23 protein-coding genes are annotated in these 23,546 nt (G+C 66.2%); 10 read left to right on the plus strand and 13 right to left on the minus strand.

The annotated features are described in order from the left end of the window. The first annotated feature begins 312 nt into the window (after positions 1 to 312). Together ACZYSP_RS29155 and ACZYSP_RS29160 are read left to right on the plus strand one after the other, a co-directional pair. Entirely contained in the window at positions 313 to 945 is a 633-nt protein-coding gene (locus ACZYSP_RS29155) for an SLATT domain-containing protein (protein ID WP_489017948.1), read from the plus strand. Continuing rightward, positions 942 to 2,252 (plus strand): SMODS domain-containing nucleotidyltransferase, encoded by a 1,311-nt coding sequence (locus tag ACZYSP_RS29160; protein ID WP_489017950.1) that lies wholly within the window; start codon positions 942 to 944, stop codon positions 2,250 to 2,252. Before ACZYSP_RS29155 ends, ACZYSP_RS29160 begins: the two co-directional genes overlap by 4 nt. 217 nt (positions 2,253 to 2,469) lie before the next feature. Here ACZYSP_RS29160 and ACZYSP_RS29165 read toward each other — a convergent pair whose 3' ends face one another. From ACZYSP_RS29165 to ACZYSP_RS29175, 3 genes are all read right to left on the minus strand, one after another. Continuing rightward, on the minus strand, positions 2,470 to 3,789 hold the full coding sequence (locus tag ACZYSP_RS29165) for a sulfatase family protein (protein WP_489017952.1): 1,320 nt from the start codon (positions 3,787 to 3,789) through the stop codon (positions 2,470 to 2,472). 28 nt (positions 3,790 to 3,817) lie between these two features. Continuing rightward, a complete protein-coding gene (locus ACZYSP_RS29170) occupies positions 3,818 to 4,804 on the minus strand; it encodes a Bug family tripartite tricarboxylate transporter substrate binding protein (protein ID WP_093177712.1) in 987 nt (328 codons plus the stop codon). A 150-nt stretch (positions 4,805 to 4,954) separates the two neighbouring features. Further along, entirely contained in the window at positions 4,955 to 5,962 is a 1,008-nt protein-coding gene (locus ACZYSP_RS29175; RefSeq protein WP_489017955.1) for a Bug family tripartite tricarboxylate transporter substrate binding protein, read from the minus strand. 125 nt (positions 5,963 to 6,087) lie between these two features. Between ACZYSP_RS29175 and ACZYSP_RS29180 the strand changes: the two genes are divergently transcribed. After that, positions 6,088 to 7,017, plus strand: a complete 930-nt coding sequence (locus ACZYSP_RS29180) for a LysR substrate-binding domain-containing protein (protein WP_489017957.1) — start codon at positions 6,088 to 6,090, stop codon at positions 7,015 to 7,017. Between the two features lie 4 nt (positions 7,018 to 7,021). Here ACZYSP_RS29180 and ACZYSP_RS29185 read toward each other — a convergent pair whose 3' ends face one another. Beyond that, the gene (locus tag ACZYSP_RS29185) at positions 7,022 to 7,276 is read right to left on the minus strand and encodes a DUF1488 family protein (RefSeq protein ID WP_093057913.1); all 255 of its coding nucleotides are present in this window, start codon (positions 7,274 to 7,276) and stop codon (positions 7,022 to 7,024) included. A 149-nt stretch (positions 7,277 to 7,425) separates the two neighbouring features. Between ACZYSP_RS29185 and ACZYSP_RS29190 the strand changes: the two genes are divergently transcribed. Together ACZYSP_RS29190 and ACZYSP_RS29195 are read left to right on the plus strand one after the other, a co-directional pair. Then, positions 7,426 to 8,088 (plus strand): suppressor of fused domain protein, encoded by a 663-nt coding sequence (locus ACZYSP_RS29190; protein WP_489017960.1) that lies wholly within the window; start codon positions 7,426 to 7,428, stop codon positions 8,086 to 8,088. After that, positions 8,085 to 8,507, plus strand: a complete 423-nt coding sequence (locus tag ACZYSP_RS29195; protein ID WP_489017962.1) for a TfoX/Sxy family protein — start codon at positions 8,085 to 8,087, stop codon at positions 8,505 to 8,507. Before ACZYSP_RS29190 ends, ACZYSP_RS29195 begins: the two co-directional genes overlap by 4 nt. On the opposite strand, the gene ACZYSP_RS29200 is transcribed toward ACZYSP_RS29195, so the two are convergent. The 3 genes from ACZYSP_RS29200 to ACZYSP_RS29210 are packed head-to-tail and all read right to left on the minus strand — an operon-like array spanning position 8,492 to position 11,803. Further along, a complete protein-coding gene (locus tag ACZYSP_RS29200; protein WP_489017964.1) occupies positions 8,492 to 10,888 on the minus strand; it encodes an ATP-binding cassette domain-containing protein in 2,397 nt (798 codons plus the stop codon). The two genes, ACZYSP_RS29195 and ACZYSP_RS29200, sit on opposite strands and share 16 nt — an antisense overlap. Before the next feature lie 26 nt (positions 10,889 to 10,914). After that, positions 10,915 to 11,325 carry a VOC family protein gene (locus tag ACZYSP_RS29205; protein ID WP_093079807.1) on the minus strand — a complete coding sequence of 137 codons (411 nt, stop codon included), beginning with the start codon at positions 11,323 to 11,325 and terminating at the stop codon, positions 10,915 to 10,917. Between the two features lie 10 nt (positions 11,326 to 11,335). Next, positions 11,336 to 11,803 carry a helix-turn-helix transcriptional regulator gene (locus ACZYSP_RS29210; protein ID WP_093079809.1) on the minus strand — a complete coding sequence of 156 codons (468 nt, stop codon included), beginning with the start codon at positions 11,801 to 11,803 and terminating at the stop codon, positions 11,336 to 11,338. A gap of 106 nt (positions 11,804 to 11,909) precedes the next feature. Between ACZYSP_RS29210 and ACZYSP_RS29215 the strand changes: the two genes are divergently transcribed. Continuing rightward, entirely contained in the window at positions 11,910 to 13,097 is a 1,188-nt protein-coding gene (locus ACZYSP_RS29215; RefSeq protein WP_489017967.1) for a DUF418 domain-containing protein, read from the plus strand. A gap of 16 nt (positions 13,098 to 13,113) precedes the next feature. Here the strand turns inward: ACZYSP_RS29215 and ACZYSP_RS29220 are convergent, their stop codons facing one another. From ACZYSP_RS29220 to ACZYSP_RS29235, 4 genes are read right to left on the minus strand one after another with little or no spacing between them, the layout of a single operon-like run. After that, entirely contained in the window at positions 13,114 to 13,515 is a 402-nt protein-coding gene (locus ACZYSP_RS29220) for a YbaN family protein (RefSeq protein ID WP_489017969.1), read from the minus strand. A 7-nt stretch (positions 13,516 to 13,522) separates the two neighbouring features. Next, a complete protein-coding gene (locus ACZYSP_RS29225; RefSeq protein WP_435460726.1) occupies positions 13,523 to 14,596 on the minus strand; it encodes a mechanosensitive ion channel family protein in 1,074 nt (357 codons plus the stop codon). Beyond that, positions 14,596 to 16,848 (minus strand): FUSC family protein, encoded by a 2,253-nt coding sequence (locus ACZYSP_RS29230; protein WP_093057905.1) that lies wholly within the window; start codon positions 16,846 to 16,848, stop codon positions 14,596 to 14,598. Before ACZYSP_RS29230 ends, ACZYSP_RS29225 begins: the two co-directional genes overlap by 1 nt. A gap of 2 nt (positions 16,849 to 16,850) precedes the next feature. Next, positions 16,851 to 17,936, minus strand: a complete 1,086-nt coding sequence (locus tag ACZYSP_RS29235) for an inositol monophosphatase family protein (protein WP_489017972.1) — start codon at positions 17,934 to 17,936, stop codon at positions 16,851 to 16,853. Positions 17,937 to 18,048: 112 nt separating this feature from the next. On the opposite strand from ACZYSP_RS29235, the gene ACZYSP_RS29240 reads away from it, so the two are divergent. After that, the gene (locus tag ACZYSP_RS29240) at positions 18,049 to 18,780 is read left to right on the plus strand and encodes an RNA methyltransferase (protein ID WP_093057903.1); all 732 of its coding nucleotides are present in this window, start codon (positions 18,049 to 18,051) and stop codon (positions 18,778 to 18,780) included. An 85-nt stretch (positions 18,781 to 18,865) separates the two neighbouring features. Next, a complete protein-coding gene (cysE, locus tag ACZYSP_RS29245) occupies positions 18,866 to 19,636 on the plus strand; it encodes a serine O-acetyltransferase (protein WP_093177697.1) in 771 nt (256 codons plus the stop codon). Between the two features lie 18 nt (positions 19,637 to 19,654). Here cysE and cadR read toward each other — a convergent pair whose 3' ends face one another. Next, positions 19,655 to 20,125 (minus strand): Cd(II)/Pb(II)-responsive transcriptional regulator, encoded by a 471-nt coding sequence (cadR, locus tag ACZYSP_RS29250; protein WP_097199486.1) that lies wholly within the window; start codon positions 20,123 to 20,125, stop codon positions 19,655 to 19,657. Positions 20,126 to 20,195: 70 nt separating this feature from the next. Between cadR and ACZYSP_RS29255 the strand changes: the two genes are divergently transcribed. Beyond that, a complete protein-coding gene (locus ACZYSP_RS29255; protein WP_489017975.1) occupies positions 20,196 to 22,493 on the plus strand; it encodes a heavy metal translocating P-type ATPase in 2,298 nt (765 codons plus the stop codon). 16 nt (positions 22,494 to 22,509) lie between these two features. Here the strand turns inward: ACZYSP_RS29255 and ACZYSP_RS29260 are convergent, their stop codons facing one another. Beyond that, entirely contained in the window at positions 22,510 to 23,082 is a 573-nt protein-coding gene (locus ACZYSP_RS29260; protein ID WP_489017977.1) for a carboxymuconolactone decarboxylase family protein, read from the minus strand. A gap of 126 nt (positions 23,083 to 23,208) precedes the next feature. On the opposite strand from ACZYSP_RS29260, the gene ACZYSP_RS29265 reads away from it, so the two are divergent. Then, positions 23,209 to 23,526 carry a winged helix-turn-helix transcriptional regulator gene (locus ACZYSP_RS29265; protein WP_093177691.1) on the plus strand — a complete coding sequence of 106 codons (318 nt, stop codon included), beginning with the start codon at positions 23,209 to 23,211 and terminating at the stop codon, positions 23,524 to 23,526. Positions 23,527 to 23,546: the final 20 nt, after the last annotated feature.

Below are 23,546 nucleotides of genomic sequence, written 5' to 3' on the forward strand. Positions count from 1 at the left end.
GGCTGCGTCATGCCGCCGCCGGGGGAGTCGTTTGGAGTCTTGAATGGTGTCCACCTGTGAGTCTGGTGGACACCATGCTGGTCGGGCCTCCCGGCGGATTCAAGATGGGTTGGCCGGACGCTTACGCATCAGTTGCCACGGGTCTGATCTTCAGAGTTCTGTTGTCGGATATGCGGCGATAGTCGACATTGACCCCATCTCGGCACGGACATGTTTGAGACATAGACGCGATGCCGACCGCTCCAACGGGCTATTGCGAAAGCTCCGCCCGACGTCTAGGCGTTCGGCACTTAAATTTCCCGGGTAAGCGACATGACCAAACAAGAACTGCTCAAGTACATCGCCGTAGCAGGCTACGACGTGGGCTTCGGGGCCAAAAAGCACTTTGCTAGTTACGACATCATCGAAAAGGGTCCTGGATGGTTGGGTCTAATCTCACTGACCGGCGGCATCTATAGCCTCTTTGTTCCATTCTGGGCGACCGCCCATGTCGCGGCTGTCTTCGTGATCTTCGGGATCGTGTCTCTCTACATCGGGTTCTACGGATCTGAAAAATCCCGTTACGAGGAGTCTGGCAAGGAACTAACCCGGGGATTTCATGCGCTTCACGTTTTCTATCGTGAAGTGAAGTCAATGCCTGATGGGGCGGACTTCGGCCCAGTGCTAAAGCAGGTTCAAGATCTTCACAACGATATGCTGAAAAAGTCTTTAAGTAGGCAGGTCTTTCTGTCGGATTGGTACGCGCACTACAAGTTCTTCTGGATTGCCCAGGTCGACTGGATTCACGAAGTTCGCCCGTTCAGTTTTTGGCGGGACAAGATTCCGTTAACCGCCTACTTTGCGCTCATCGCGCTCGTTGTCGGTTTCGCATCCTTCATCTATGGTTGGAGTGCTCCCGATGCTCGACTGGTGACCAAACCGGTCGCCTGCGAGGGCAAGCCATGACTTACGCGCACTTTGAGCAGTTCCGTAAGAACCTCGCGGTTCGAAACGAAGATGCCATTTCGACCTCGTACCGCTCGATCACGACAAGGTTAAACAAGGACTACTGGAATCTGGAGTCTGATTCGACCCACTGCTTGCAGGTCGGCTCCTATGGTCGCAACACTGCGATCCACGGTATCAGCGACCTCGACATGGTGTTTGAGTTGCCTGCGAAAGACTTGGAGCGCTTCAAGAAGGTCCAAGGAAACGGGCCTTCTCAGATGCTGCAGGAGGTCAAGAATTGCCTTACCGCGAGGTATCCAAACACGAAGATGAGCGGCGACGGTCAAGTCGTTGTCGTCGAGTTCAGCGGATACCGTGTCGAAGTGCTTCCAGCTTTCCACGATGCGAATGACAACTCGTACATATACGGCGACACAAACAATGGTGGCTCATGGTGCAAGTGCAAGCCGCGCCAGGAAATCGCAGCGACCAACGAGCGCAATCGCACTTCGAATCGAAATCTCAAGCGCGTATGCAAGATGCTCCGCTCCTGGAAGGAGGCTGTTGGCGCACCAATGAGTGGGATGCTCATCGACACGCTTGCCTATCGTTTTTTTGGGCAAACGACTTTGTATGACGACAAGTCCTACGGTAGTTATCCCGAATTGGCGCGGGACGTATTCGCCTACTTAGCGAATCTGCCGGAGCAAGACTATTGGCTTGCTCCGGGAAGCGCGCAACGCGTCGGTACCAAGGGGAAATTTCAGCGCAAAGCCAAAAAGGCAGCGGCAAAGTGCCAGGAGGCGATTGACGCGGACACCGACAAGAAGAAGGAGACCCTCTGGAAGGGGGTTTTCGGTTCACGCTTCTTCCCAAGCCTATCGACTGCCAAGGCCACTGCCGCCGTGATTGGAATCGGGCGGCAGATTAAACAGACGGAGGAGTTCATCGAGGACAAGTTTCCCCTCGATATCCAGTACGACTTGGATATCGATTGCGAGGTCAGCGCCGGCGGCAAGAATGAGGGGCGCATACGCTGGCTGCAGAGTGTTTTCCCTTGGGTAGCCCTAGGGCGGTCGCTACGGTTTTACGTCGAGAGTTGTAACGTGCCTAAACCCTATGGCGTGCTCTGGAAGGTGCGCAACGTCGGCATCCTTGCGGAACAGAAAAGCATGATTCGTGGGCAAATTGTTTCGGACAAGGGTCGCGAGGACCTTATCGAGCGTACCGACTTTTCTGGCGCGCACTTCGTGGAGTGCTTCATCATCAAGGATGGATACTGTGTCGCACGCGATCGACTGGAAGTGCCGATCGGCGAGCATTGATGGGGGCGATGTAGTCCTATGCGCAGCAGTCGTTCCCGCGCGCTCGCATTTGGCGGCTTCTATGAGTCTTGAGCAGTCCTCGGCGAGGCAGTTCCAGCGGCCAAACTGCAGGCCCCTTTGTCCAGAGACAGCCTGATTGCAGCCATCAGTCCTCAGAAGCGTTCCTATGCCTTGGAGGCCACACTTAAGCCTAGTCTGTGGCCGCATGCGAACCCCCTCACCTCTGCGGCATATCCCTAACCGAATACCCCAAACTAACTGTCGCATCCTCCGGAATAGCAGGCATCGTCGCATTCCAAGCCGCCCAGTCCGCCCGCATTGCAGCCAGTCGTTCAGGCTCCTTCTTCCCCAGATTCGCCCGCTCGCGCTCATCCGCAGGAATGTTGAACAGGTACTCGTTCCCGTCCACCTTCAAATACTTCCAGTCCCCATCGCGCATCGCTTCCTGCCCGCGATGGTTCATGCGCCAGTGCAGCGGCCGGCGAAAGCTGTGCTTCGCGTCCTTCAGCACGGGCATCAACGACACGCCATCCAGCGGATAGTCCGGATGCGATGAAACACCGGCCGCGTCGAGCATGGTGGCTGACCAGTCCATGGTCATGCAAAGCTGCGTGCTCTCGCCGCCCTTGCCAATCACCGCGGGCCAGTGCGCGATCCATGGCACGCGGATGCCGCCTTCGGTCAGGTCCATCTTGCCGCCCACCAGCGGCCAGTTGTCCGAGAAGCGTTCGCCGCCGTTGTCGCTGGTGAACACCACCAGCGTGTTGTCGGCCATGCCGTGCTTTTGCAGCGCGGCCATGATCCAGCCGATGCCTTCGTCCATGTGATGAATCATGCGGCGGTACACATGAATGTTGCCGCCGGCCAGGTCGAACAGGTTGTCCTTCACGGTGGGCGCCTTGGCGGCGTCGTCACGCGTTTCCCATGGCCAGTGCGGGGCGGTGTAGTGCAGGCTCAGGAAGAAGGGCGCTTCCTGCTCTGACATGCGCTCCACATACTCGACCGCGCGCTTGGAGAGGATGTCGGTGAGGTAGCCCTCTTCCTGCTTGTCTTCTTCGCCAAACCACAGGTCGTGGCGGCCGGTGGAGTCGCAGTGGGTGAAGTAGTCGACGCCGCCCGACATGGGCCCGAAGAATTCGTCGTACCCCGAGCGCAGCGGGCCGAAGCTGGGCGGGTAGCCCAGGTGCCATTTGCCGATGAGCGCGGTCTGGTAGCCGCTGGCCTTCAGCAATGAAGGCAGGGTGGGGTGGTCGGTGGGCAGGCCGAGCGTGGTGCTGCCGCGGCTCTTGCTGTTGATGGGCTCTTCGGCGGCGCCGCGCAGGCGGTACTGATAGCGGCCGGTGATCATGCCGAAGCGGGTAGGCGAGCACACGGGCGAGTTCGCGTAGCCCTGCGTGAGCTTCAGGCCGTTGGCGGCCAGGCCGTCGAGCACAGGCGACACGGGGCCGAACACGGCGTCGCGGCCGCCGTAGCAGCCGAGGTCGGCATAGCCGAGGTCGTCGGCAACGATGAAGATGATGTTGGGTCTTGTGGTCATGTCTCTTTGACGTTCTTCTTGAAGGGGTTCAGGGCTGGTAGCCCGACTTCTGCACCACCGGCGCCCACTGCGCGCGGTAGGCCTTGAGCATGGCGGCGGTCTGCGCCTGCGTGCTCACCACCGGCGTCATGCCGGAGTCCTTGAACTTGCGTTGCGTGTCCGGGTCTTGCATGACTTCGCGGATCAGGTTGGACAGGCGCTCGACCTTGTCCTTGGGCATGCTGTTCGGCGCGAAGAAGGTGTTCCAGCCGGTGGCGGAGAGGTCGAGGCCGGCTTCCTTGAAGGTGGGCACGTTCGGCGCAAAGGGCGAACGCTTGGCGCCCGACAGCGCCAGGATGCGCAGCTTGCCCGCAGCATGCTGCGGCACCACCACGTCTTCGGTGTCCACCGCAATTGGCACCTGCCCGCCGATCAGGTCGTTCAGCAGCGGGGCCGAGCCGCGGTAGCCGATCACCTGGGTCTGCACGTTGGCCTTTTCGCCGACCATGAGGCCAAAGAAGTGCGGCAGGCTGCCGGTGGCCGGCACGCCCACGTTGGCCTGCGTGGGGTTGGCGCGCATCCAGGCCAGCAGATGGTTCAGCTCGCGCACGGGCAGGCTGGGCGAGACGGCCAGCGCAAAGTTGTAGTCGTTGACGTACGACACGGGCACGAAGTCGCGCTCTGGGTCGTAGTTGTTGTCCTTGAAGACCAGCGGCGCGACGATCATCACGGCGGGGTTGGCGAGCATCAGCACGTTCTGGTTGGCGGGCGTGATCTTCACCTGCTGCGCCGCAAGGCGGCCGCCCGCGCCGGGCTTGTTGTCTACCACCACCGCCACGCCCAGCTTTGCGCCGAGCTTGTCGCCCACGATGCGCGCCACGCGGTCGGTGGCGCCGCCGGGGGCGTAGCCGACCACGATGTGCAGGGGGGTGTCGAACTTGGCCTGGGCGCTTGCCTGGGTGGCGAAGGCCGCCGCAAAGCCGGCAATGGCCAGCAGGCCGGCGGCGCGGCGGGTGAAAAGGGAGGTCGGCAGCATGATGGGCAAGTCCTTGTCGTCGTCTTCGGTCGGGCGGTGACCAGTAAGTGTGACCGCGAGGCTCGCGGTTGCGGACGATTCTGAAGACGCTGCGTTCGATTGATCAAATCAACCATTGCCGGGGTTTACCCCGCGACAACACCGGCCTCATCAGTCCACCTTCATGCCGGTTGCCTTGACGATGCGGCCGTAGCGCGCCTGGCTCGCGGCCAGGTGCTCACTGGCTGCGCTGCCGGTTTCGCCCAGCGGCACCATGTCGAGCGAGGCCAGCCGGGCCTTGACCTCGGGCAGGGCCATCGCCTTCTGCAGCGAGGCGCGCAGCGTTTGCATCACCGGTTCGGGCGTGGCGGCGGGCACCATCGAGATATAGAGCACCTCGAACTCCAGGCCCTTCAGGCCCAGTTCGCTCACGGTGGGCACCTGCGGCAACAGCGGCGAGCGTTGTTTGCCGGTAACGGCCAGCGCGCGCAGCTTGCCCGACTGCACCTGCGGCAGCAGGCCCGGTGTGGCGAGGATGCCGGCCTGCACCTCGTCGCCCATCAGCGCCAGCACGGCCGGCGAGTTGCCCTTGTAGGGCACGTGCGTGATCTTCGCGCCCGTCTCTGTGGCGAAGATCTCGGCGGCAATGTGGCCGGGGCTGCCGTTGCCGGCCGAGCTGAAGGTGGCCGGCTCGGCCTTGGCCTGCGCGATGAACTCGGGCAGCGTCTTCGCCTTGACGCCCGGGGCCACGCCGAAGCTCAGGCCCGAAGAGCTGAAGATCATCAGCGGCTTCAGGTCTTTGGCCGCGAAGGGCATCGACGCGTACAGGTGCGGGTTGATGGTGAAGGTGCTGTCGATGCCCAGCAGCACCGTGTAGCCGTCTGCCGGGCTCTTGGCGACCAGGTCGGCACCGATGTTGCCGCCGGCGCCGGGCCGGTTGTCGACGATGAAGGGCTGCTTCAGGTCTTTCTGCAGCGCATCGGCCAGCGCGCGGCCGAGGATGTCGATGGGGCCGCCTGCCGGGAAGTTGGTGAGGAACTTCACCGCCTTGGTGGGGTAGGGCGCGTCGGCTGCGGCGGCGTGGGGGGCGATGGTGCCAAGGGCGAGTGCCGCGCAGGTAGTGATGGCAATGGCAAGGCGGCGCGTGCCGCCGAAGGCTTTCGGTGAACCGGTGGTCATGTCTCTGTTTGTCTCCTTGTTGGAGGCAACTCTAGGAGGCTGGCGGCACCGGCACAACTGAAAGCTCTTCTGCCAGGTATTCCCGATGGTTATATTCAAACGGCCGCTCGCTCAAGGAAAGCCCCATGTCAGCCATGAACTTTGCGCGCCTGAAGCTGCGCCATCTGCAATGCCTCGTGATGGTGGCGCAGGAGCGCAACCTCGTGCGTGCGGCCGAGGCGCTGTCGCTCACACAGCCGGCGGTGTCCAAGACCATCGCCGAGCTGGAAGAGATCGTCGGCCGCCAGCTGCTGCTGCGCCGCCGCCGCGGCGTGGAGCTCACACCGGCCGCCGAGGTGCTGGTGCGCCATGCCGTCTCTGCCCTGCGTGGCCTGCGCGAAGGCATGGGCCTGGCCATGGACCAGCCCGAGGCCGACCAGTTGCGCGTGGCCGTCGGCGCCTTGCCGAACATGGTGGCCAACCTGCTGCCCGAAGCCGTCGCCCTGCTGAACGACGCTCATCCCGCGCTGCGCGTGCGCGTGATGAGCGGCACCAATGCGCAGCTCATGACGCAGCTGCGCCAGGGCGAAATCGACGTCGTGCTCGGCCGCCTCGCGCAGGCCTCGGCCATGGCTGACCTGGCCTTCGAACAGCTCTTCAGCGAGCCCCTGCTGCTGGTGGTGCGCCCCGGCCATCCGCTCGCGTCACGGCGCAAGCCGACGCTCGACGCGCTGGCCGCACATCCGCTGGTGCTGCCGGTGTCGGGCACGCTCATCAGGCACACGGCCGATGCCTTCCTGATCGCGCAAGGCCTGGCGCTGCCCAATCGGCTGGTGGAGGCGACCGACACGAGCTTCGTGGTGGGGCTGCTGCAGCGCTGCGACGCAGTATGGTTCGCGCCGCAAGGAGCGGTGGAAGGCTTCATCGCGCGCGGCGAGTTGAAGCGCGTGGCCATCGACACGTCGGGCACCGAAGGCCCGGTCGGGTTCACGGTGCGCCGCAGCGGCGAGCTGGGGGAGGGCGCGCGGCTGCTGCTCGCAACGATCCGCGGGATCGTGCTCAAGCGAAAGAGCTGAGGCCTTAGGCGGGAGCCTTGAGGTCGTTTTCCCGCAGCATCACGGGCTCCATCGAGCCCTGTGCCAGCCGGCGCCGCACGGCCGCGTCGATTTCCTGGGCATGAAGGCCGTAGGTGTTCAGTGGGTCGGCGTCTTCGCCGGTGCGGTAGTGATAGCGCAGGGTTTCCCTTCCGATGCTCGCGTTCACGTCGTGGCCCTCCACCGCCACCGAAAAGCGCACCGTGCCCGAAGCGTCGTGAAAGAAGGCGGCGTCAGCCATCGCAAGGCCTGGTGTGTGTCATGGGAGTCCTTTCGGTGATGCGCAGAAAGACATCCGCGTGGGGCACTCTAGTCCTTAATGCTGGTGGCGTCTGTCCGGTCTCACGCTTATGCTCTCGCCGGCATGGACATACAGAGGAGGAGCAGCCGATGAGTTCGTTGGAAGAAGTCTGGGCCTACCGCGAGGAGACCCTTTACCCGCAGCTGTTCGGTGAAAAGCACAACGGCATCTTCGTGCTGGACCACGACGACTTCACGTCGCTGGGCGCCGAAAACGTCGATCCGCGCTGGCTGCACCTCGGCGTGTTCGAGTTCGAGCCGACGCCCGCGCGCAACTCGTGGCTCTACGTCACTTCGGGCGGGTCGACGCCCTGGGAGACGGAGCCTGCCGACTACAACCCCGAGGAATATTCGTGGCTGGGTTCCGAGTTGGTCATCGAAGTGCCCTCGCAGCCCAAGGACCAGTGGCCGATCAAGCTGCTGCGCCGGCTGCTGGCCTACAACGTGCTGCTCGCGCACGGGCAATTCGGCGAAGGCAAACCGTTGCTCGACTACGGCGGCCGCATCCCCATTGGCGATGTGATCCGCGAGAAGGGCGCCATCGGCCTGCGCTGCGTCGTGCTGGCGGAGCCGAAGCACTACCCCGCCACGGCGCAGCTGGCCTCGGGCCAGTTCGACTTTCTTCATGCCGTGGGCATCACCGATTCGGAAAAGGACTGGGCCAGGGCGCACAGCTCTGAAGCGCTGCTCCGGCTGCTCGAAGTGCATGGCGGCTTCCCCGTGACGGACCCGCGACGCAAGGCCGTCGCATGAGCCGTGCAAAAGGAGCTACAGCCGCACCAACAAAGTCCGAACCGTCGCGTGAGCGTGCGCTCGAGCTGGCCGAGTCGCTGCATGCGATGGGCCCGATCGAGGTCAAGCGCTTCTTCGGCGGCTTCGGGCTGGTCATGCAGGGCGTGCAGTTCGCCTTCGTCATGAAGAGCACGCTCTACCTGCGAGTGGACGACACCACCCGCCCGGAGTTCGAACGCATCGGGGCGACGCCTTTCACATATGCCACGCGCGTCTCGAACGTCAAGGTGGCGAGCTACTACCAGGCGCCGGTCGATGCGATGGACGACCCGCACGTGCTGCACGAATGGGCCGTGAAGGCGTATGCGAGCGCGGTGGACGCACAGCGGCCTAAGCCTGCTGCGCCGCGCAAGAAGCGCCCCGCTCAGGCGCCGACGTAGGCCGCGAGATGCTCGCCCGTGAGGGTGGAGCTGGCGGCGACGAGGTCAGCAGGCGTGCCCTCGAACACGACCCGGCCGCCGTCATGCCCGGCGCCGGGGCCGAGGTCGATGATCCAGTCGGCGTGCGCCATCACCGCCTGGTGGTGCTCGACGACGATGACCGACTTGCCTGCATCCACCAGCCTGTCTAGCAGGCCGAGCAGTTGCTCGACGTCGGCAAGGTGCAGGCCGGCTGTCGGCTCGTCGAGCACGTACACGCCGCCTTTCTCCGCCATATGAGTGGCCAGCTTGAGCCGCTGCCGCTCGCCGCCCGACAGCGTGGTGAGCGGCTGGCCCAGGCTGAGGTAGCCGAGCCCGACGTCGGCAAGCCGGTCGAGGATGGCGTGTGCGGCCGGCGTGCGTGCATCGCCAGCGCCGAAGAACTCTTTGGCTTCAGTCACCGACATCGCGAGCACTTCGCTGATGTCGCGCCCGCCGAAGTGATGCTCCAGCACCGAGGCGTGGAAGCGCTTGCCCTCGCACTCCTCGCAGGTGGTGGCAACGCCGGCCATCATCGCGAGGTCGGTGTAGATGACGCCCGCGCCGTTGCAGGCGGGGCAGGCGCCCTCGGAGTTGGCGCTGAACAACGCAGGCTTCACGCCGTTGGCCTTTGCGAACGCATTGCGGATAGGGTCGAGCAGCCCGGTGTAGGTGGCTGGGTTGCTGCGCCGCGAGCCGCGTATCGAGCCCTGGTCTACCGACACCACGCCCGCGCCGGCAGGAATCGATCCGTGCACGAGCGAGCTCTTGCCGGAGCCGGCCACTCCCGTCACGACGACCAGCACGCCGAGCGGTACATCGACGCTCACGTTGCGCAGGTTGTGCGTCTTTGCCCCGCGAATCGGCAGCTTGCCCGTGGGCTTGCGCACTTTCTTCTTGAGGGCGGCCCGGTCGTCGAGGTGCCGGCCGGTGAGGGTGTTGCTGGCCCGCAGTGCTTCGACAGTGCCCTCGAAGCAGACGGTGCCGCCGGAAGTACCGGCCCCGGGGCCGAGGTCGACGACGTGGTCGGCGATGGCGATGGCCTCGGGCTTGTGCTCCACCACGAGCACGGTGTTGCCCTTGTCGCGCAGCCGCAGCAGCAGGCTGTTCATGCGCTGGATGTCGTGGGGGTGCAGCCCGATGGTCGGCTCGTCGAAGACGTAGGTCACGTCGGTGAGCGAGGAGCCGAGATGGCGAATCATCTTCGTGCGCTGCGCCTCGCCGCCCGAGAGCGTGCCCGAGGGACGATCGAGGCTCAGGTAGCCGAGCCCGATTTCCACGAACGAGTCGAGCGTGTGCGCCAGCTTGGCGAGCAGCGGCGCCACAGAAGGCTCGTCGAGGCCGCGCACCCATTCGGCCAGGTCGCTGATCTGCATGGTGCAGGCATCGGCAATGCTGATCTTCTTGATTTTCGAAGACCGGGCCGCCTCGCTGAGGCGGGTGCCTTCGCACTCGGGGCAGGTGCTGAACGTTACTGCCCGCTCCACGAAGGCGCGGATGTGCGGCTGCATGGCGTCGACGTCCTTGGCCAGGAAAGACTTCTGCACCTGCGGAATCAGTCCCTGGTAGGTGAGGTTGATGCCGTCGACCTTGATCTTGGTCGGCTCCTTGTGGAGCAGGGCGTCGAGCTCTTTCTTGGTGAACTTGCGGATCGGCTTGTCGGGGTCGAAGAAGCCGCAGCCGTTGAAGATGCGGCCGTACCAGCCCTCCATGCTGAAGCCGGGAATGGTGAGCGCGCCTTCGTTGAGCGACTTGCTGTCGTCGTAGAACGCCGTCAGGTCGAAGTCGGTAACGGCGCCCCGGCCTTCGCAGCGCGGGCACATGCCGCCGGTGCGGTTGAAGCTTTGCTTCACGGTCTTGCTGGCGCCGCGTTCGACGGTGATGACGCCGGTCGCCTTGACCGATGGCACGTTGAAGGCAAAGGCGCTGGGCGAGCCGATGTGCGGCTTGCCGAGCCGGCTGAAGAGAATGCGCAGCATCGCGTTGGCGTCGGTGGCGGTGCCGACGGTGGAGCGCGGGTCGCCGCCCATGCGCTCCTGGTCCACGATGATCGCGGTCGTCAGGCCGTCGAGCACGTCGACCTCGGGCCGCGCCAGCGTTGGCATGAAGCCCTGCACGAAGGCGCTGTAGGTTTCGTTGATGAGCCGCTGCGACTCCGCGGCGATGGTGCCGAACACCAGCGAACTCTTGCCCGAGCCCGAGACGCCGGTGAACACCGTCAGCCGCCGCTTCGGCAGCTCGACGCTGATGTCCTTGAGGTTGTTCACGCGGGCGCCCTGCACGCGGATCAGGTCGTGGTGGTCGGCGGCGTGGGGTGCGTTCTTCTGCGTGTCCTTCGAGTCCTTCTTTGGGGCCTTGCTCATCGTGTCTCCGTCTTTTGGATGATGGGTCAGCGCAGTTGCTGGATGCGGATCATGTTGCCCGCCGGGTCGCGCACGGCACAGTCGCGAACGCCGTAGGGCTGTTCGGTCGGCTCCTCGACGATCTCGGCCTTGGCGGCCTGCAGTCGCGCGAAGGCGCCATCGAGGTCCTTGGTGGCAAACAGGATCGTGGCGTAGGTGCCCTTGGCCATCATCTCTGCGATGGTGCGGCGCTCGTCGTCGGTGAGGCCGGGCGTGGCGGCCGGCGGATACAGCACGATCGAAATGCCGGGCTGGCCGGCGGGGCCGATCGTGATCCAGCGCATGCCGCCGTATCCGACGTCGTTGCGAATCTCGAAGCCGAGGGTGTCGCGGTAGAAGGCCAGCGAGGTTTCCGGGTCGTCGTGCGGGAGGAAGGTCGAGTGAATGGTGATGTTCATGGCGATAGTGCTAGGTAGGCAGGGGTGGCGATGCTAGCTGCGGCTCGGGGGCCGGCGCTTCTCGATTCCTGATCGGTCGTGTCACCTGCTTGGCCACGCACGAAGGCATTCCCTCGGTCGCGCTCGCTTCCTGGCGCCGGTAGCTGCCGGGCGGCATGCCGACGAGTTCGGTGAAGCGGGTGGTGAAGGTGCCCAGCGACCCGCAGCCGACCGCGAAGCAGACCTCGGTAACGCTCAGGTCGCCGCGGCGCAGCAGCGCCATTGCGCGCTCGATGCGCCGCGTCATCAGGTAGGCATACGGCGGCTCGCCGTAGGCGATGCGGAACTGGCGGCTGAGGTGCCCGGCCGACATGCCCGCGTCGCGCGCGAGCGTTTCAAGGTCCAGTGGCTGCGCGTATTCGCGGTCGATCCGGTCGCGAACGCGGCGCAGCCGTGCGAGGTCGCGCAGTTGCTGCGCAGCGGTGGGTCTGCTGGTCATCCGGCGGATCGTGCCACGGTGCGCCGCAGTGCTCAAGCCGAGTGGGGCGTTCGAGATCAAGGGGCTTTTGAATCGCAGATCGGCCGCTTGGTCTAATGGTGGACTCATGAGAAAAGTCGACCCTGAACGCCAGTCGCTGGTCGACGCCCTGCGCGGCTTCGCGCTGCTGGGCATCCTTGTCGTGAACATCGCGAGCTTTTCCTCGACCTACTACGGCGTCGGCGTGCCTGATCCGATGGCGCAATCGGCACTGGAGCGCGCGGCCCTGCTCGTCAGGACGCTGGTGTTCGAGACCAAGTTCTACCTGCTGTTCTCCTTTCTCTTCGGCTACAGCTTCACTTTGCAGATGCGCGCGGCCGAACGCGACGGCAAGCCCTTCGCGCCGCGCCTGCTGCGGCGCCTGGGGGCGCTGTGGGTCATCGGCCTGTTGCATGCTGTGGTGCTCTATCACGGCGACATCCTCACCACCTATGCGGTGCTGGGCGCGGTGCTGCTGATGCTCCGGCGGCGCAGCGATGTGTTCCTCGCGCGCTGCGCGGTCGGGCTGGTGCTGGCGACGGCGCTGCTCTGGGCCGGCATGGGGTATCTGTGGGCGATGGCCGGCATTCCGCAGGACACGATGCGCAATGCCTACGGCGAGGCGGCTGCGGCACTGGGGGCCTATCGCGGAACGCCCGCCACGGTGATCGTCCAGCACCTGCGCGAGCTGTCGCAGATCTGGTGGGTCACGGGGCTGGTGCAGGCGCCGACGGCGCTGGCGATGTTCTTCGCGGGCTTCATCGCCGGGCGGCGCGGGCTCTTCGCAAATGCCGATGCGCATCGTGCGCTGTTCCGGCGACTGCTGTTCTGGGGGCTGGCCATCGGGCTGCCGGGGGCCCTGGTGTATGCCTTTCCGTCGATAAGGCTGGACAACGCCGTCCGCGAGCTCTATGGCCTCGCGGCCACGCTGCTGACGGCGCCTTTTCTTGCCGCCGCCTATGCCTCAGGCCTGGTGCTGCTGATGCAGACGCCGCGCGGTCAGGTGCTCGAAGGCCTGCTGGCGCCGGCGGGGCGCATGGCGCTGACCAACTACCTGATGCAGTCGCTGGTGTGCGCATGGCTCTTCCTGGCGTACGGGCTGCGCTGGATCGGCACGGTCGGCCCGCTCGCGGCCACGGCCATCGCCTTCGTGATCTTCGCGGCGCAGCTGGTGTTGAGCCGCTGGTGGATGAGCCGCTTCGTCTACGGGCCGGTGGAGTGGCTGCTGCGCGCGTTCACGAACCTCGCGCTTCCCGCGATGCGCCGCAGGCGCTGATCCCTGATCGCAGCGTTTACGGTGGCGGAAGTGGCCGCGACCACAGCCACGCCAGCACCGTCGCCATGCACGCGATGGCCAGTACGGCGAGCCAGGTGCGGTGTGCGGTGAAAGAAACGATCACCGCGCACACCGCCATCGTTGCCGTCGCGCTCCACTTGGCGCGGCGGCTCACGGTGCGGCCGTTGGCCCAGTTGTGCAGCAGCGGGCCGAACAGGCGGTGATTCAGCAGCCAGGCGTGCAGCCGCGGCGAGCTGCGGGCGGCCGCCCAGGCGGCCATCAGGATGAACACCGTCGTCGGCATGCCGGGCACGACGACGCCGATGAGACCGAGCACCAGGCACAGCAGCGCAAAGCCGTACAGCAGGGCCCGCGTGAGCGCGGAGTGCCGTTCGGGGGGCGGTCGCTCTGGCTTCAAGGCCGGATCAGGCCGCGGCCTGCTGGTGTTCGCGCTCCTGGTTGCCTTCGCTCGCGATGCGAGTCTTCGGCAGGAACTGCGGGTACTCGCGCTGCATGAAATCGATCAGCCCCTCGCGCACGCTGCAGCGCAGGTCGAAGGCCAGCCCCGAGGTGGCGGCGGTGCAGAGCACGCGGACCTGCATGGTGCGCTCGGTGGCGTCGGTCACGCGCAGGTTGAAGAAGCGGCCGTCCCACTCGGGCGCGGCCTTCACGATGCGCTCTGCCTCTTCGCGCAGCGGCGCGAGCGGCATGCCGTAGTCGACGTAGATGAAGACCGAGCCGAGCAGCTGGGCCGAGTGACGCGTCCAGTTCTGGAACGGCTTCTCGATGAAATAGGTGAGCGGCAGGATCAGGCGCCGGTCGTCCCAGATGCGGATGACGACGAAGGTGCCGGTGATTTCTTCGACGCGGCCCCATTCGCCTTCGACCACCAGCACGTCGTCGATGCGGATCGGCTGCGCCAGCGCAATCTGCAGGCCGGCGATGAGGTTGCTGAACACCGGCTTGGCCGCCAGACCGGCCACGATGCCGATCACGCCGGCCGAGGCCAGCAGGCTCGCACCCACCTGGCGTGCGCCGGGAAAGGTCATGAGCATCATCGCGCCGCCGGCCACCACGACCACTGTCATGGCGGTGCGCGCGAGCACGCGGGTCTGCGTGAGCACGCGACGGGCCTGCAGGTTGTCGGCGATGTCGGAGGGGTTCTGCGCCAGCACGCCGTCGGCGAAACCGCTGATGGCTTTCACGGTGAGCCAGGTGGCGGCGGCGATGAGCAGCAGGCCGTTGAGGTGGCGAACGTTGCCAATGAAGCGAAGGTCATCAGGCGCCGCCTGGAAGATGAGCAGCAGCGCAACCAGCGGCAGCACCAGCCGTGCCGGCGCGTTGCAGTTGATCACCATCGCGTGCACCGTGGGTACGGGGCGGGTGATGCGCTTCAGGACAAGGCCGCCGATGCGGTGAACCAGAAGAGCGAGCGGGATGGCGACGAGGATGGCAATCCATGTGCCGAACCAGGGGTGGGCAAGTATCTCTTTGGTCATCAGGCGGTGGTCGTCGTGGCTGCTGTTGTCTCGTTCAGTGGTTGAAGAATTCGCGCCGCGTCGTCGCGCAGCTGCGTGGCCAGGGCCGTGGCCAGGTCGAGCCGGCGCAGCAGCCAGGGGCTGATGTCGTTGTCGAACGGGTCGGGCAGGGGGATCGGGCCACCGACGGTGGTCGAGCCGGCGCTCTCGGGGTGAGAGGGGCCGGTGGTGGGAGTGGTTCCGATGGCCGCCTCGATGCGCTGCGCGGTGCGGCTGATGGGGCCCTCGACCTCTGCCGGCGTGAGGCGGTCGCGCCGCAGCACGAGCATCGACTTCACCGCGCTCAGTTGCGCGAGCAGCTGGTAGCTGTGGGCCTGCAGGTGTTCGAGCGGCTCCAGCGGCGGCTGCACCGCGCGCGGCTCGGACAGCGAGCGCTGCGTGGCCTGCACCAGCGCCGAGAGGCTGTCGTAGGCCTCGCGGCGCGCGAGACGCCATTCGAGCTCGGGGCTGCTGTCGATGGCCTGCAGCTGGCCCAGGCCGAGCGCCAGGCGCGCATGCCGGGCCTGCGCGGTGAGCACGCGCGACACCAGCGCCGGAATCTGCGTGCGCTCCCACGAGGGCAGCACGTAGCAGAAGCCCCAGGCCAGCGCTGCGCCGATGAGCGTGTCGGCGATGCGCTCGAACAGCGCGAAGATGGGCGCCACGCCCACGTTCAGCATGTGGGCCTGCACCAGGCCGAGCACGGTGGCCGCCACGGCGGTGATGAGGTAGCGCCGCACCGCGAAGCTGTGCGCAATGGCCTGCGCCACGGTCACGATCACCAGCAGCATCAGCGCCGACGGGTGCGCCGACAGCAGCCCCACCGCGAGCACGCAGCCCAGCAGCGTGCCGGCCACGCGCGCGTTGCGCCGCTCCAGCGTCTGCGAGAGGCTGCCGCGCAGCACGACCACGATGGTCAGCAGGATCCAGTAGTCGTGAGAGCCCCAGGGCATCGACACAGCGATGGCGTAGCCCGCGGCAATGGCCAGCGCCGCGCGAATGGCGTGGCGCAGCGGCGGCTGGTCCCAGCGCCACAGCGTGAGGAAGGGGCGCAACGACCAGTCGGTCGGGCTCACGAAGAGCTGCCAGTTGGCGCGCACCACGGCAAGGTTGGGCTCGGCATCGCCGCGCGCCATGGCCGACAGGCGCAGCACTTCGTCGTTGATGTGGCCGATGCGGCTGGCCAGCCCGCGCGCGAGCATGGCAGCCGTGGGGCCGATGTGGCCGCCGCCTCCACCGTGCATGTTTGCGCTGTCGTCGGCCGAAACGTGGATGGCCGCGAGGCGCGGGCGCCGGTCGGCCACGGCTTCGGGGTGGCGGCCCATCATGAGGGCGTCGGCCAGCGCGATGGTTTCGTCGGCGAGTTCTTCGAGCACGCAGCGCATTTCGATCAGCGCCTCGGCATGCGCGGGGTGTGCGCGCAGGGTGTCGAGGTCGAGCTCGCTGGCCAGCAGCTGGTCGCGCATTTCGAGCACGATCACCAGCATGGCGGCCAGGCGCTGGCGGCGCGGGGTGCGCGGCGATTCGAGCACGATGTCGCGCGTGGCCTGCAGCTGGTCGGCCAGCGCGGCCTGTTCACGCAGCAGCTGGCCCAGCACCGGCGCGGGGGTGTCGCGCACGTCGCGGGTTTCGTCCTGCGGCAGGAACTGGCTGGCCTCGGTGCGCATCAGCGCGGCCAGCGAATACAGCACGTCGGCCACCGACTGGGTGCGAAAGCGCCCGTTGAGCGCCAGGTTGGCGAGCGTGGCCCAGATCACGTACAGGCCTGCGCCCAGGCCGAAGTGCCAGGTGCGCTCCAGCGCGTCGGCCATGCCGGTGGGCGCCGGCGTGGCCATGGAGAACACCATCGAGAACATCACCGCGATCGCGATCGGGATGCCCCGCTTGCCCCAGGCCATGGCCAGGAAGGCCATGAAGGTGGCGGGCACCAGCAGAAGCCCGAGGCGGATTGGCGCGGTGTGCAGCATCTGCACGGCAAAGAACAGCGGCAGGCCGATGAGCGGCGCCGGCAGCATCTGGAAGAACTTGCCGCGGCGCGGGCCGGGCAGGTCGGGCGGCGCGGTGACGATCACGCCGGTGGCGGCGGCCGAGGCCGCGATGGTGCCGAGCCAGAAGTGGATGCCGCCCGAGATGAACAGCAGGCCCAGCGCAACGGTGAGCCCGCTCGCGACGTAGTGGCTCAGCGCAATGCGCAGAGCGGCACGAACGCGGGGCGCGGCGTTGGGCCCCAGCATCGTCACTTGGCGGAAGCGTCGCCCTCGTGGGGCTGGGAAGGCTGGGAAGACTGGGGAGAGGCACCGTTGGCGGGCGTGTCACGGCGCACGCGCGTGAGCTTGCGGGGAGCGGGCTTCGCTTCGGCCGTGGCCGGGGTGGCGCCTTCGGCCGCTTCGTCGGCAAAGTCGACCACGGTGCTGCGGGCGTAGAGGTCAGCCGAGGCATCGTCCGCGTTCGACTTGGTCGAGGCGGACACGGCGCGCACGCGGTCGCTGGCGCGCAGCTTGTCGTCGACGTTGGCGAACTTGGAGTACTTGGCGAGCAGCGGCACCAGCTGGCCATAGATGCGCGGGGCGCCGGCCAGGCATTCGCGCTGTTCGAGGAATTCGGGCTCGCCCGTGAAGTTGCCGATGAGGCCGCCGGCCTCGGTGACCAGCAGCGAGCCCGCGGCCACGTCCCAGGGGTTCAGGCCGGTTTCGAAGAAGGCGTCGGTGAAGCCGGCGGCCACGTAGGCCAGGTCGAGCGCGGCGGCACCGGGGCGGCGCAGGCCGGCCGCGCGGGGCATCATGTCCGCCATGATGGCCAGGTACTGCTTGAAGTTGTCGCCGGTGCGGAACGGGAAGCCGGTGGAAATCAGGCACTCGTTGAGGCGGGTGCGCTTCGAGACGCGGATGCGGCGCTCGTTCATGTAGGCGCCGCGGCCCTTGGTGGCGGTGAACAGGTCGTTGCGGGTGGGGTCGTAGACCACAGCCTGCTCGATCTTGCCGCGCACCGACAGTGCGATGGACACGCAGTACACAGGGAAGCCGTGGATGAAATTGGTGGTGCCGTCGAGCGGATCGATGATCCAGACGTAGTCGGAGTCTTTGGCGCCGTATTCGGTGCCCGATTCTTCGGCCAGGATGCCGTGCCCCGGGTATGCGCCAAGCAGCGTCTCGATGATCGCTTTTTCGCTGGCGTGATCGACTTCGGTGACGAAGTCGTTGACCTGCTTCTGGGAGATGCGCACGGCCTCGACGTCGAGGGCGGCGCGGTTGATGATCGCGCCGGCGGCGCGTGCGGCCTTGACGGCCACGTTGAGCATGGGATGCAGGTTGGGGGACGACATTCTGGATTGTGAGAAGAACGGTGGGGTTGGTCCCCCGGAGGCGACCCGGCGATGCGGGCGGCGAGAATCGGGCATTTTACCGGCTCCGCCCGTTAGTGTCTCCAAACCCGCCATGCGCACCCGTTTCATCCTGATCCAGACCAGTCACGCCGGTAATGTGGGCGCCGCCGCCCGCGCCATGAAAACCATGGGTTTCGACGACCTCGTGCTGGTGGCGCCCCGCTGGGCCAACGTGCTGCGGCGCGAGGAAACCATCCAGCGCGCAAGCGGCGCGCTCGACGTGCTGACCAACGCCCGCATCGTCGAAACGCTGGATGAAGCCCTGGACGGCGTGACCCACCTGTGCGCCACGGCCATGATCCCGCGCGACTTCGGCCCGCCCACCCGCACGCCCCGGGAGCACCTGGAGCCGCTTGCGAAGCAGGGCGATCAGCACGTGGCTTTCCTGTTCGGCTCAGAGCGTTTCGGCATGCGGAACGAGGACGTCTACCGCTGCAACGTGGCCCTGAGCATCCCGACCGACCCGAAATTCGGCTCGCTCAACCTGGGCGCGGCAATCCAGGTGGTTGCTTATGAATGGCGGCTGGCGCTCGGCGGCTACGAGGTGCGCGAGGCCATCAACCCGGTGCAGGCGGCCGATGCGCAGGCGGTGGCCGGCATGCTCGACCATTGGGAGCGTTCCCTCGTGGAGATCGGCTTTCTCGACCCAGAGGCGCCCAAGAAGCTGATGCCGAGGCTGCAGCAGCTCTTCAACCGCGCCCAGCCCACGCCGGAAGAGATCCACATCCTGCGCGGCATCGCCAAGGCCATGAGCGACGCCACTCGCCCGCCGCGAGGCTCGTAGCCTTTTAAAACCTTATCGCCTGTAAGCGATGACGGCGGGTTATAGACTGCCCGCCCCATATCGATAATAACGACAAAAGGCAGCGATGTTCTCTCGACTGCGCGCCGACATCCGGTGCATCCTCGAACGCGACCCGGCCGCCCGCAGCGCCTGGGAAGTGATCACGGTCTACCCCGGCTTCCATGCCGTGGTGCTGCATCGCTGGGCGCACGCCTGTTGGACGCATGGCTTCAAGTGGCCCGCCCGCTTCATTGCGCACTGGGCTCGCTGGATGACCGGCATCGAGATTCACCCGGCGGCCAAGATCGGCGAGCGGGTGTTCTTCGACCATGCCATGGGCGTGGTGGTCGGCGAGACGGCAGAGATTGGCGACGGCTGCACCATCTATCAGGGCGTGACGCTGGGCGGCACCTCGCTCTACAAGGGCACCAAGCGGCATCCGACGCTGGGGCGCAATGTGGTGGTGAGCGCGGGGGCCAAGGTGCTGGGCGGGTTCGTCGTCGGCGACGGCGCCAAGATCGGCAGCAATGCGGTGGTCATCAAGCCGGTGCCGGCAGGGGCGACGGCGGTGGGCATTCCCGCACGCATCATCCCGTCGAAGACCGACGAGAGCGCCGATGTGGCCGAACCGCAGAAGTTCTCGGCCTATGGCATCACGCAGGACGACGATCCGCTGAGCCAGGCGCTGCGCGGGCTGGTCGACAGCGCATCAGGGCAGGAGCACCAGATCGCGCTGCTGTGGCAGGCCATCGAGAAGTTGTCGGCGCAGCCCGGCACCAAGGACTGCGTGCCCGGCGACGCGGCGCGCGACGAGAGCTTCGAGGCGGACAAGCTCACGCAGCTCATCGGCAAATAGCGAGCCCGGCCGGCCTGACTAGCCGGCGCGCTTGGCGGGCGCGTGCAGCGCCCCATGCACGTGGCCTGCGTGCTGACTGAAGGCCTCGGGTGCGAGCGCGGCGGTGTCCAGCTCCTGCAGGATGCCGCAGGCGCTTGCCGATTCGGGGCCGCAGCACTGTTGGCGCAGCGCCTTCAGCTGCTTTTCCAATGTCTTGAGCTCGGTGATGCGCGCGGCCACGTGGCCGATGTGGTCGTCCAGCAGCTGGTTGACCTCGCCGCAGTCTTCCTGCGGTGCGTCGCGAAATTTCAGCAGGCTGCGGATCTCGTCGAGGGTCATGTCCAGCGAGCGGCAACGGCGGATGAAACCCAGGCGCTGGGCGTGGTCTTCGTCGTAGATGCGGTAATTGCCGTCGGTGCGCGCGGGCTCGGGAAGCAGTTGCTCGCGCTCGTAGTACCGGATGGTTTCGACCGGCGTGTTCGCGACCTTGGCCAGTTCACCGATTTTCATGATGCGGCAAATGTACGAGTGGAAATGAGCGGTTGACTCTACACCTGCTTCAGGGTTTCCAATCGATTCCATGACGAATCGGACCACTCTGAACCCGGTCACTCCGGCCCTTCACCCGCACGATCACGACCATGGTCACAGCCATGCGCACGGACACACGCATGCGCATGCTCCGGCCGAAACCTCCTGCTGCGGCAACCCGGTCTGCGGCTCGTCGCCAGCCGTCGTCGACACGGCCGACATCCCGAAGGGCGCCTTGCTCTTTCGCATTCCCACGATGGATTGCGCCGTCGAAGAGTCCGAGATCCGCCGCGCGCTGGAGCCGGTAGCCGGTGTCCAGGGTCTGCGCTTTCGCCTCGGCGAACGCACGATGGCAATCACGGCGGACGCTGCTGCCTTGCCCCTGGCGCTCGATGCAATCCGCAAGGCCGGCTTCAAGCCCGAGCCTGTAGTCGAAGCGACAGGCGCGAAACCCGTCGCACCAGCGCGCATCGCGGGCATGAGCATGGGCCTCGCGCGCCTCGTCGCCGCATTGGTGCTGGCCATCGCGGCCGAGTCGATCTCCTTCATGGGGCTCGAGGGCAAGGGCTTCATGGCCGCCGAGATGGTGCTCGCGCTGGGTGCCATCGGCCTCGCCGGACTCGACACCTACAAGAAGGGCTTCGGCGCATTGGTGCGCGGGCGCCTCAACATCAATGCCCTGATGGCCGTGGCCGTGACGGGCGCTTTCATCATCGGCCAGTGGCCCGAAGCCGCGATGGTGATGGCGCTCTATGCGATTGCCGAGCTCATCGAAGCCCGCGCCGTGGACCGCGCGCGCAACGCCATCCAGAGCCTGCTGGCGCTCGCGCCCGAGCAGGCCGAGGTGAAGCAGGCCGACGGCAGTTGGAAGACTGTGATGGCCGACACCGTGGTGCTCGACACCATCGCGCGCATCCGCCCCGGCGAACGCGTGCCGCTCGACGGCGTTGTCACCGCCGGCATCAGCGCCATCGACCAGGCACCAGTCACGGGCGAGAGCATTCCGGTCGACAAGACCATCGGCGACGCCGTGTTCGCAGGCACCATCAACCAGACTGCCGCGCTGGAATTCCGCGTGACGGCCGTGGCGGCCAACACCACGCTCGCGCGCATCATCCACGCGGTCGAAGAGGCGCAGGGCTCCCGCGCGCCGACGCAACGCTTCGTCGACAGGTTTGCCGCCATCTACACGCCCACCGTCTTCGTGCTGGCGCTGGCCGTCGCGACGCTCACGCCGCTGTTCATGGACTGGACGTGGCTGCAGGCCATCTACAAGGCGCTGGTGTTGCTGGTCATCGCATGCCCCTGCGCGCTGGTGATTTCCACGCCCGTCACGGTGGTGAGCGCGCTCGCATCGGCCGCGCGGCGCGGCATCCTCATCAAGGGCGGCACGTATCTCGAAGAAGCGCGCAAGCTCAAGGCTGTGGCGCTCGACAAGACCGGCACGATCACCGAAGGCAAGCCGAAGCTGGTCGAGTCCACGTTGATCGAAGCATCGGGCAACGAAGCTACGGTGTTCGCCATTGCCGCCAGCATCGCGGGCCGCTCGGATCACCCCGTGTCGAAGGCCATTGCCGAAGGCTTGAAGGGTCAGCGGGACGAGGTCGGCGACTTCACCGCGCTGCCCGGCCGCGGCGTGCAGGCCACGCACGCGGGGCAGGCCTACGTGCTCGGCAACCACCGCCTGATCGAGGAACGTGGCCTGTGCACGCCGTCGCTCGAAGCCGAATTGAAGCGCCATGAAGAAGCGGGCCGCACCGTCACGCTGCTCGCATCGGACAAGGCCGTGCTCGCGCTGTTTGCCGTGGCCGACACCATCAAGGAATCGTCGCAGGCCGCGGTTGCGGAGCTGCGCGCCCTGGGCGTCGTGCCCGTGATGCTCACCGGCGACAACACCGCCACCGCGAAGACCATCGGCGCCCACGCCGGCATCGACGACGTGCGCGGCAACCTGCTGCCCGAGGAAAAGCTCGACGCCATCAAGGCCATGCAGCAGCGCTACGGCGCGGCCGCGATGACCGGCGACGGCATCAACGATGCCCCCGCGCTCGCGCAGGCCGACATCGGCTTCGCGATGGGCGGGGCCGGTACCGACACCGCGATGGAAGCGGCCGACGTGGTCATCATGAACGACGACCTGCGCCGCATTCCCGAAACCATCCGCCTGTCTCGCCGTGCGCATTCGGTGCTGTGGCAGAACATCACGCTCGCGCTGGGCATCAAGGGCGTGTTCTTCGTGCTCGCGGTGTTCGGCAGCGCGACGATGTGGATGGCGGTGTTCGCTGATATGGGCGCGAGCCTGCTGGTGGTGGCGAACGGGCTGCGGTTGATGCGCGTGCCGAAATAGGTCGTTGCTGTCGGCCTTACCAGCGCGCTGCCCACTTCTCCAGCGGCACGCGCGCTGCATTGCACACGTAGCTCACCGAGTGGTACCAGCCCGCGAGCATCATCAGCTCGACCAGCTGCGCGTGGCTCCAGTGCGCGCTCAGGGCCTCCCACAGCGCATCGTCGATATCGCTCGCGTTGTGCAACTGGTCGACCATCGACACCAGTAGCCGATCGCGCGGCGCGAGCAATGAGAGATCACCGTCTGGCGAGGCCATCACCCGTCGGTCGGTCTCGCTGAAGCCAGCCGCGTCTGCAAAGCCTGTCCAGTGCACACCCCATTCGTACTCCGCGCCGCAGCGGGCGCAGACCCGCAGGATCACGATCTCGCGTTCGCGCAGGCTGATGGCTGCCTTGCGGCCGAGCAGGTAGCGACCCAGGTCGAGCGTGCGCTCGGCCAACGTGGGGTTCACGGCCATCACGCGGAACAGCGCGAGGACCTCGGGCGCCTGTGGCGGCGTCATGCGCGTGAGCAGTTCGCCGATGGGTTCGGGGTAGGGGGCTTCGAGCGGGGGGATCCTCGGCGCGCGGTTCGCGGCTGTCTCGGCCATGGGTGATTCCTTCGATGAAGTGGATGAGGTTGCTACGGAAAGCGTAGCGATCGGGCGCAGTCTATCGCTACGAAATGCGTAGCGCAAGGGCGTACACTCGCCAATCAGTCATTCGAAGGATTCGGCATGGAAGACGCACAACCCACGGCATCGCGCCGACCCATCATGCGGCTGCTGGAGCAGCTCGGCCGCAAGGGCACGCTGCGCATCCTGTGGGAGCTGCGCGACGGCCTGCCGCAGAGTTTCAGGGCGCTGCGCGTCAGCACGGACGACATGTCGCCCTCGGTGCTGAACGACCGGCTCAAGGAGCTGCGCGCCGTCGGCGTGGTCGAGCTCGCCGACGCGGGCTATGTGCTCACGGAATCGGGCGGCGAACTCGTCAAGCGCCTCACGCCGCTGAACCAGTGGGCCAATCGTTGGCTCGACGATGCGGCTTCGAACTAACATCAGCCGAATTTCTCCAC

The organism is Variovorax sp. F042, from assembly GCF_057814215.1.

Coding starts and splice junctions, on each gene's coding strand:
- ACZYSP_RS29240 (WP_093057903.1), top strand. CDS start 18,049: ATGCGCACCCGTTTCATCCTGATCCAGACCAGTCACGCCGGTAATGTG.
- ACZYSP_RS29185 (WP_093057913.1), bottom strand. CDS start 7,276: ATGGCTGACGCCGCCTTCTTTCACGACGCTTCGGGCACGGTGCGCTTT.
- ACZYSP_RS29260 (WP_489017977.1), bottom strand. CDS start 23,082: ATGGCCGAGACAGCCGCGAACCGCGCGCCGAGGATCCCCCCGCTCGAA.
- ACZYSP_RS29190 (WP_489017960.1), top strand. CDS start 7,426: ATGAGTTCGTTGGAAGAAGTCTGGGCCTACCGCGAGGAGACCCTTTAC.
- ACZYSP_RS29180 (WP_489017957.1), top strand. CDS start 6,088: ATGTCAGCCATGAACTTTGCGCGCCTGAAGCTGCGCCATCTGCAATGC.
- ACZYSP_RS29235 (WP_489017972.1), bottom strand. CDS start 17,936: ATGTCGTCCCCCAACCTGCATCCCATGCTCAACGTGGCCGTCAAGGCC.
- cysE (WP_093177697.1), top strand. CDS start 18,866: ATGTTCTCTCGACTGCGCGCCGACATCCGGTGCATCCTCGAACGCGAC.
- ACZYSP_RS29170 (WP_093177712.1), bottom strand. CDS start 4,804: ATGCTGCCGACCTCCCTTTTCACCCGCCGCGCCGCCGGCCTGCTGGCC.
- ACZYSP_RS29155 (WP_489017948.1), top strand. CDS start 313: ATGACCAAACAAGAACTGCTCAAGTACATCGCCGTAGCAGGCTACGAC.
- ACZYSP_RS29255 (WP_489017975.1), top strand. CDS start 20,196: ATGACGAATCGGACCACTCTGAACCCGGTCACTCCGGCCCTTCACCCG.
- ACZYSP_RS29200 (WP_489017964.1), bottom strand. CDS start 10,888: ATGAGCAAGGCCCCAAAGAAGGACTCGAAGGACACGCAGAAGAACGCA.
- ACZYSP_RS29195 (WP_489017962.1), top strand. CDS start 8,085: ATGAGCCGTGCAAAAGGAGCTACAGCCGCACCAACAAAGTCCGAACCG.
- ACZYSP_RS29215 (WP_489017967.1), top strand. CDS start 11,910: ATGAGAAAAGTCGACCCTGAACGCCAGTCGCTGGTCGACGCCCTGCGC.
- ACZYSP_RS29230 (WP_093057905.1), bottom strand. CDS start 16,848: ATGCTGGGGCCCAACGCCGCGCCCCGCGTTCGTGCCGCTCTGCGCATT.
- ACZYSP_RS29160 (WP_489017950.1), top strand. CDS start 942: ATGACTTACGCGCACTTTGAGCAGTTCCGTAAGAACCTCGCGGTTCGA.
- cadR (WP_097199486.1), bottom strand. CDS start 20,125: ATGAAAATCGGTGAACTGGCCAAGGTCGCGAACACGCCGGTCGAAACC.
- ACZYSP_RS29225 (WP_435460726.1), bottom strand. CDS start 14,596: ATGACCAAAGAGATACTTGCCCACCCCTGGTTCGGCACATGGATTGCC.
- ACZYSP_RS29265 (WP_093177691.1), top strand. CDS start 23,209: ATGGAAGACGCACAACCCACGGCATCGCGCCGACCCATCATGCGGCTG.
- ACZYSP_RS29210 (WP_093079809.1), bottom strand. CDS start 11,803: ATGACCAGCAGACCCACCGCTGCGCAGCAACTGCGCGACCTCGCACGG.
- ACZYSP_RS29165 (WP_489017952.1), bottom strand. CDS start 3,789: ATGACCACAAGACCCAACATCATCTTCATCGTTGCCGACGACCTCGGC.
- ACZYSP_RS29175 (WP_489017955.1), bottom strand. CDS start 5,962: ATGACCACCGGTTCACCGAAAGCCTTCGGCGGCACGCGCCGCCTTGCC.
- ACZYSP_RS29205 (WP_093079807.1), bottom strand. CDS start 11,325: ATGAACATCACCATTCACTCGACCTTCCTCCCGCACGACGACCCGGAA.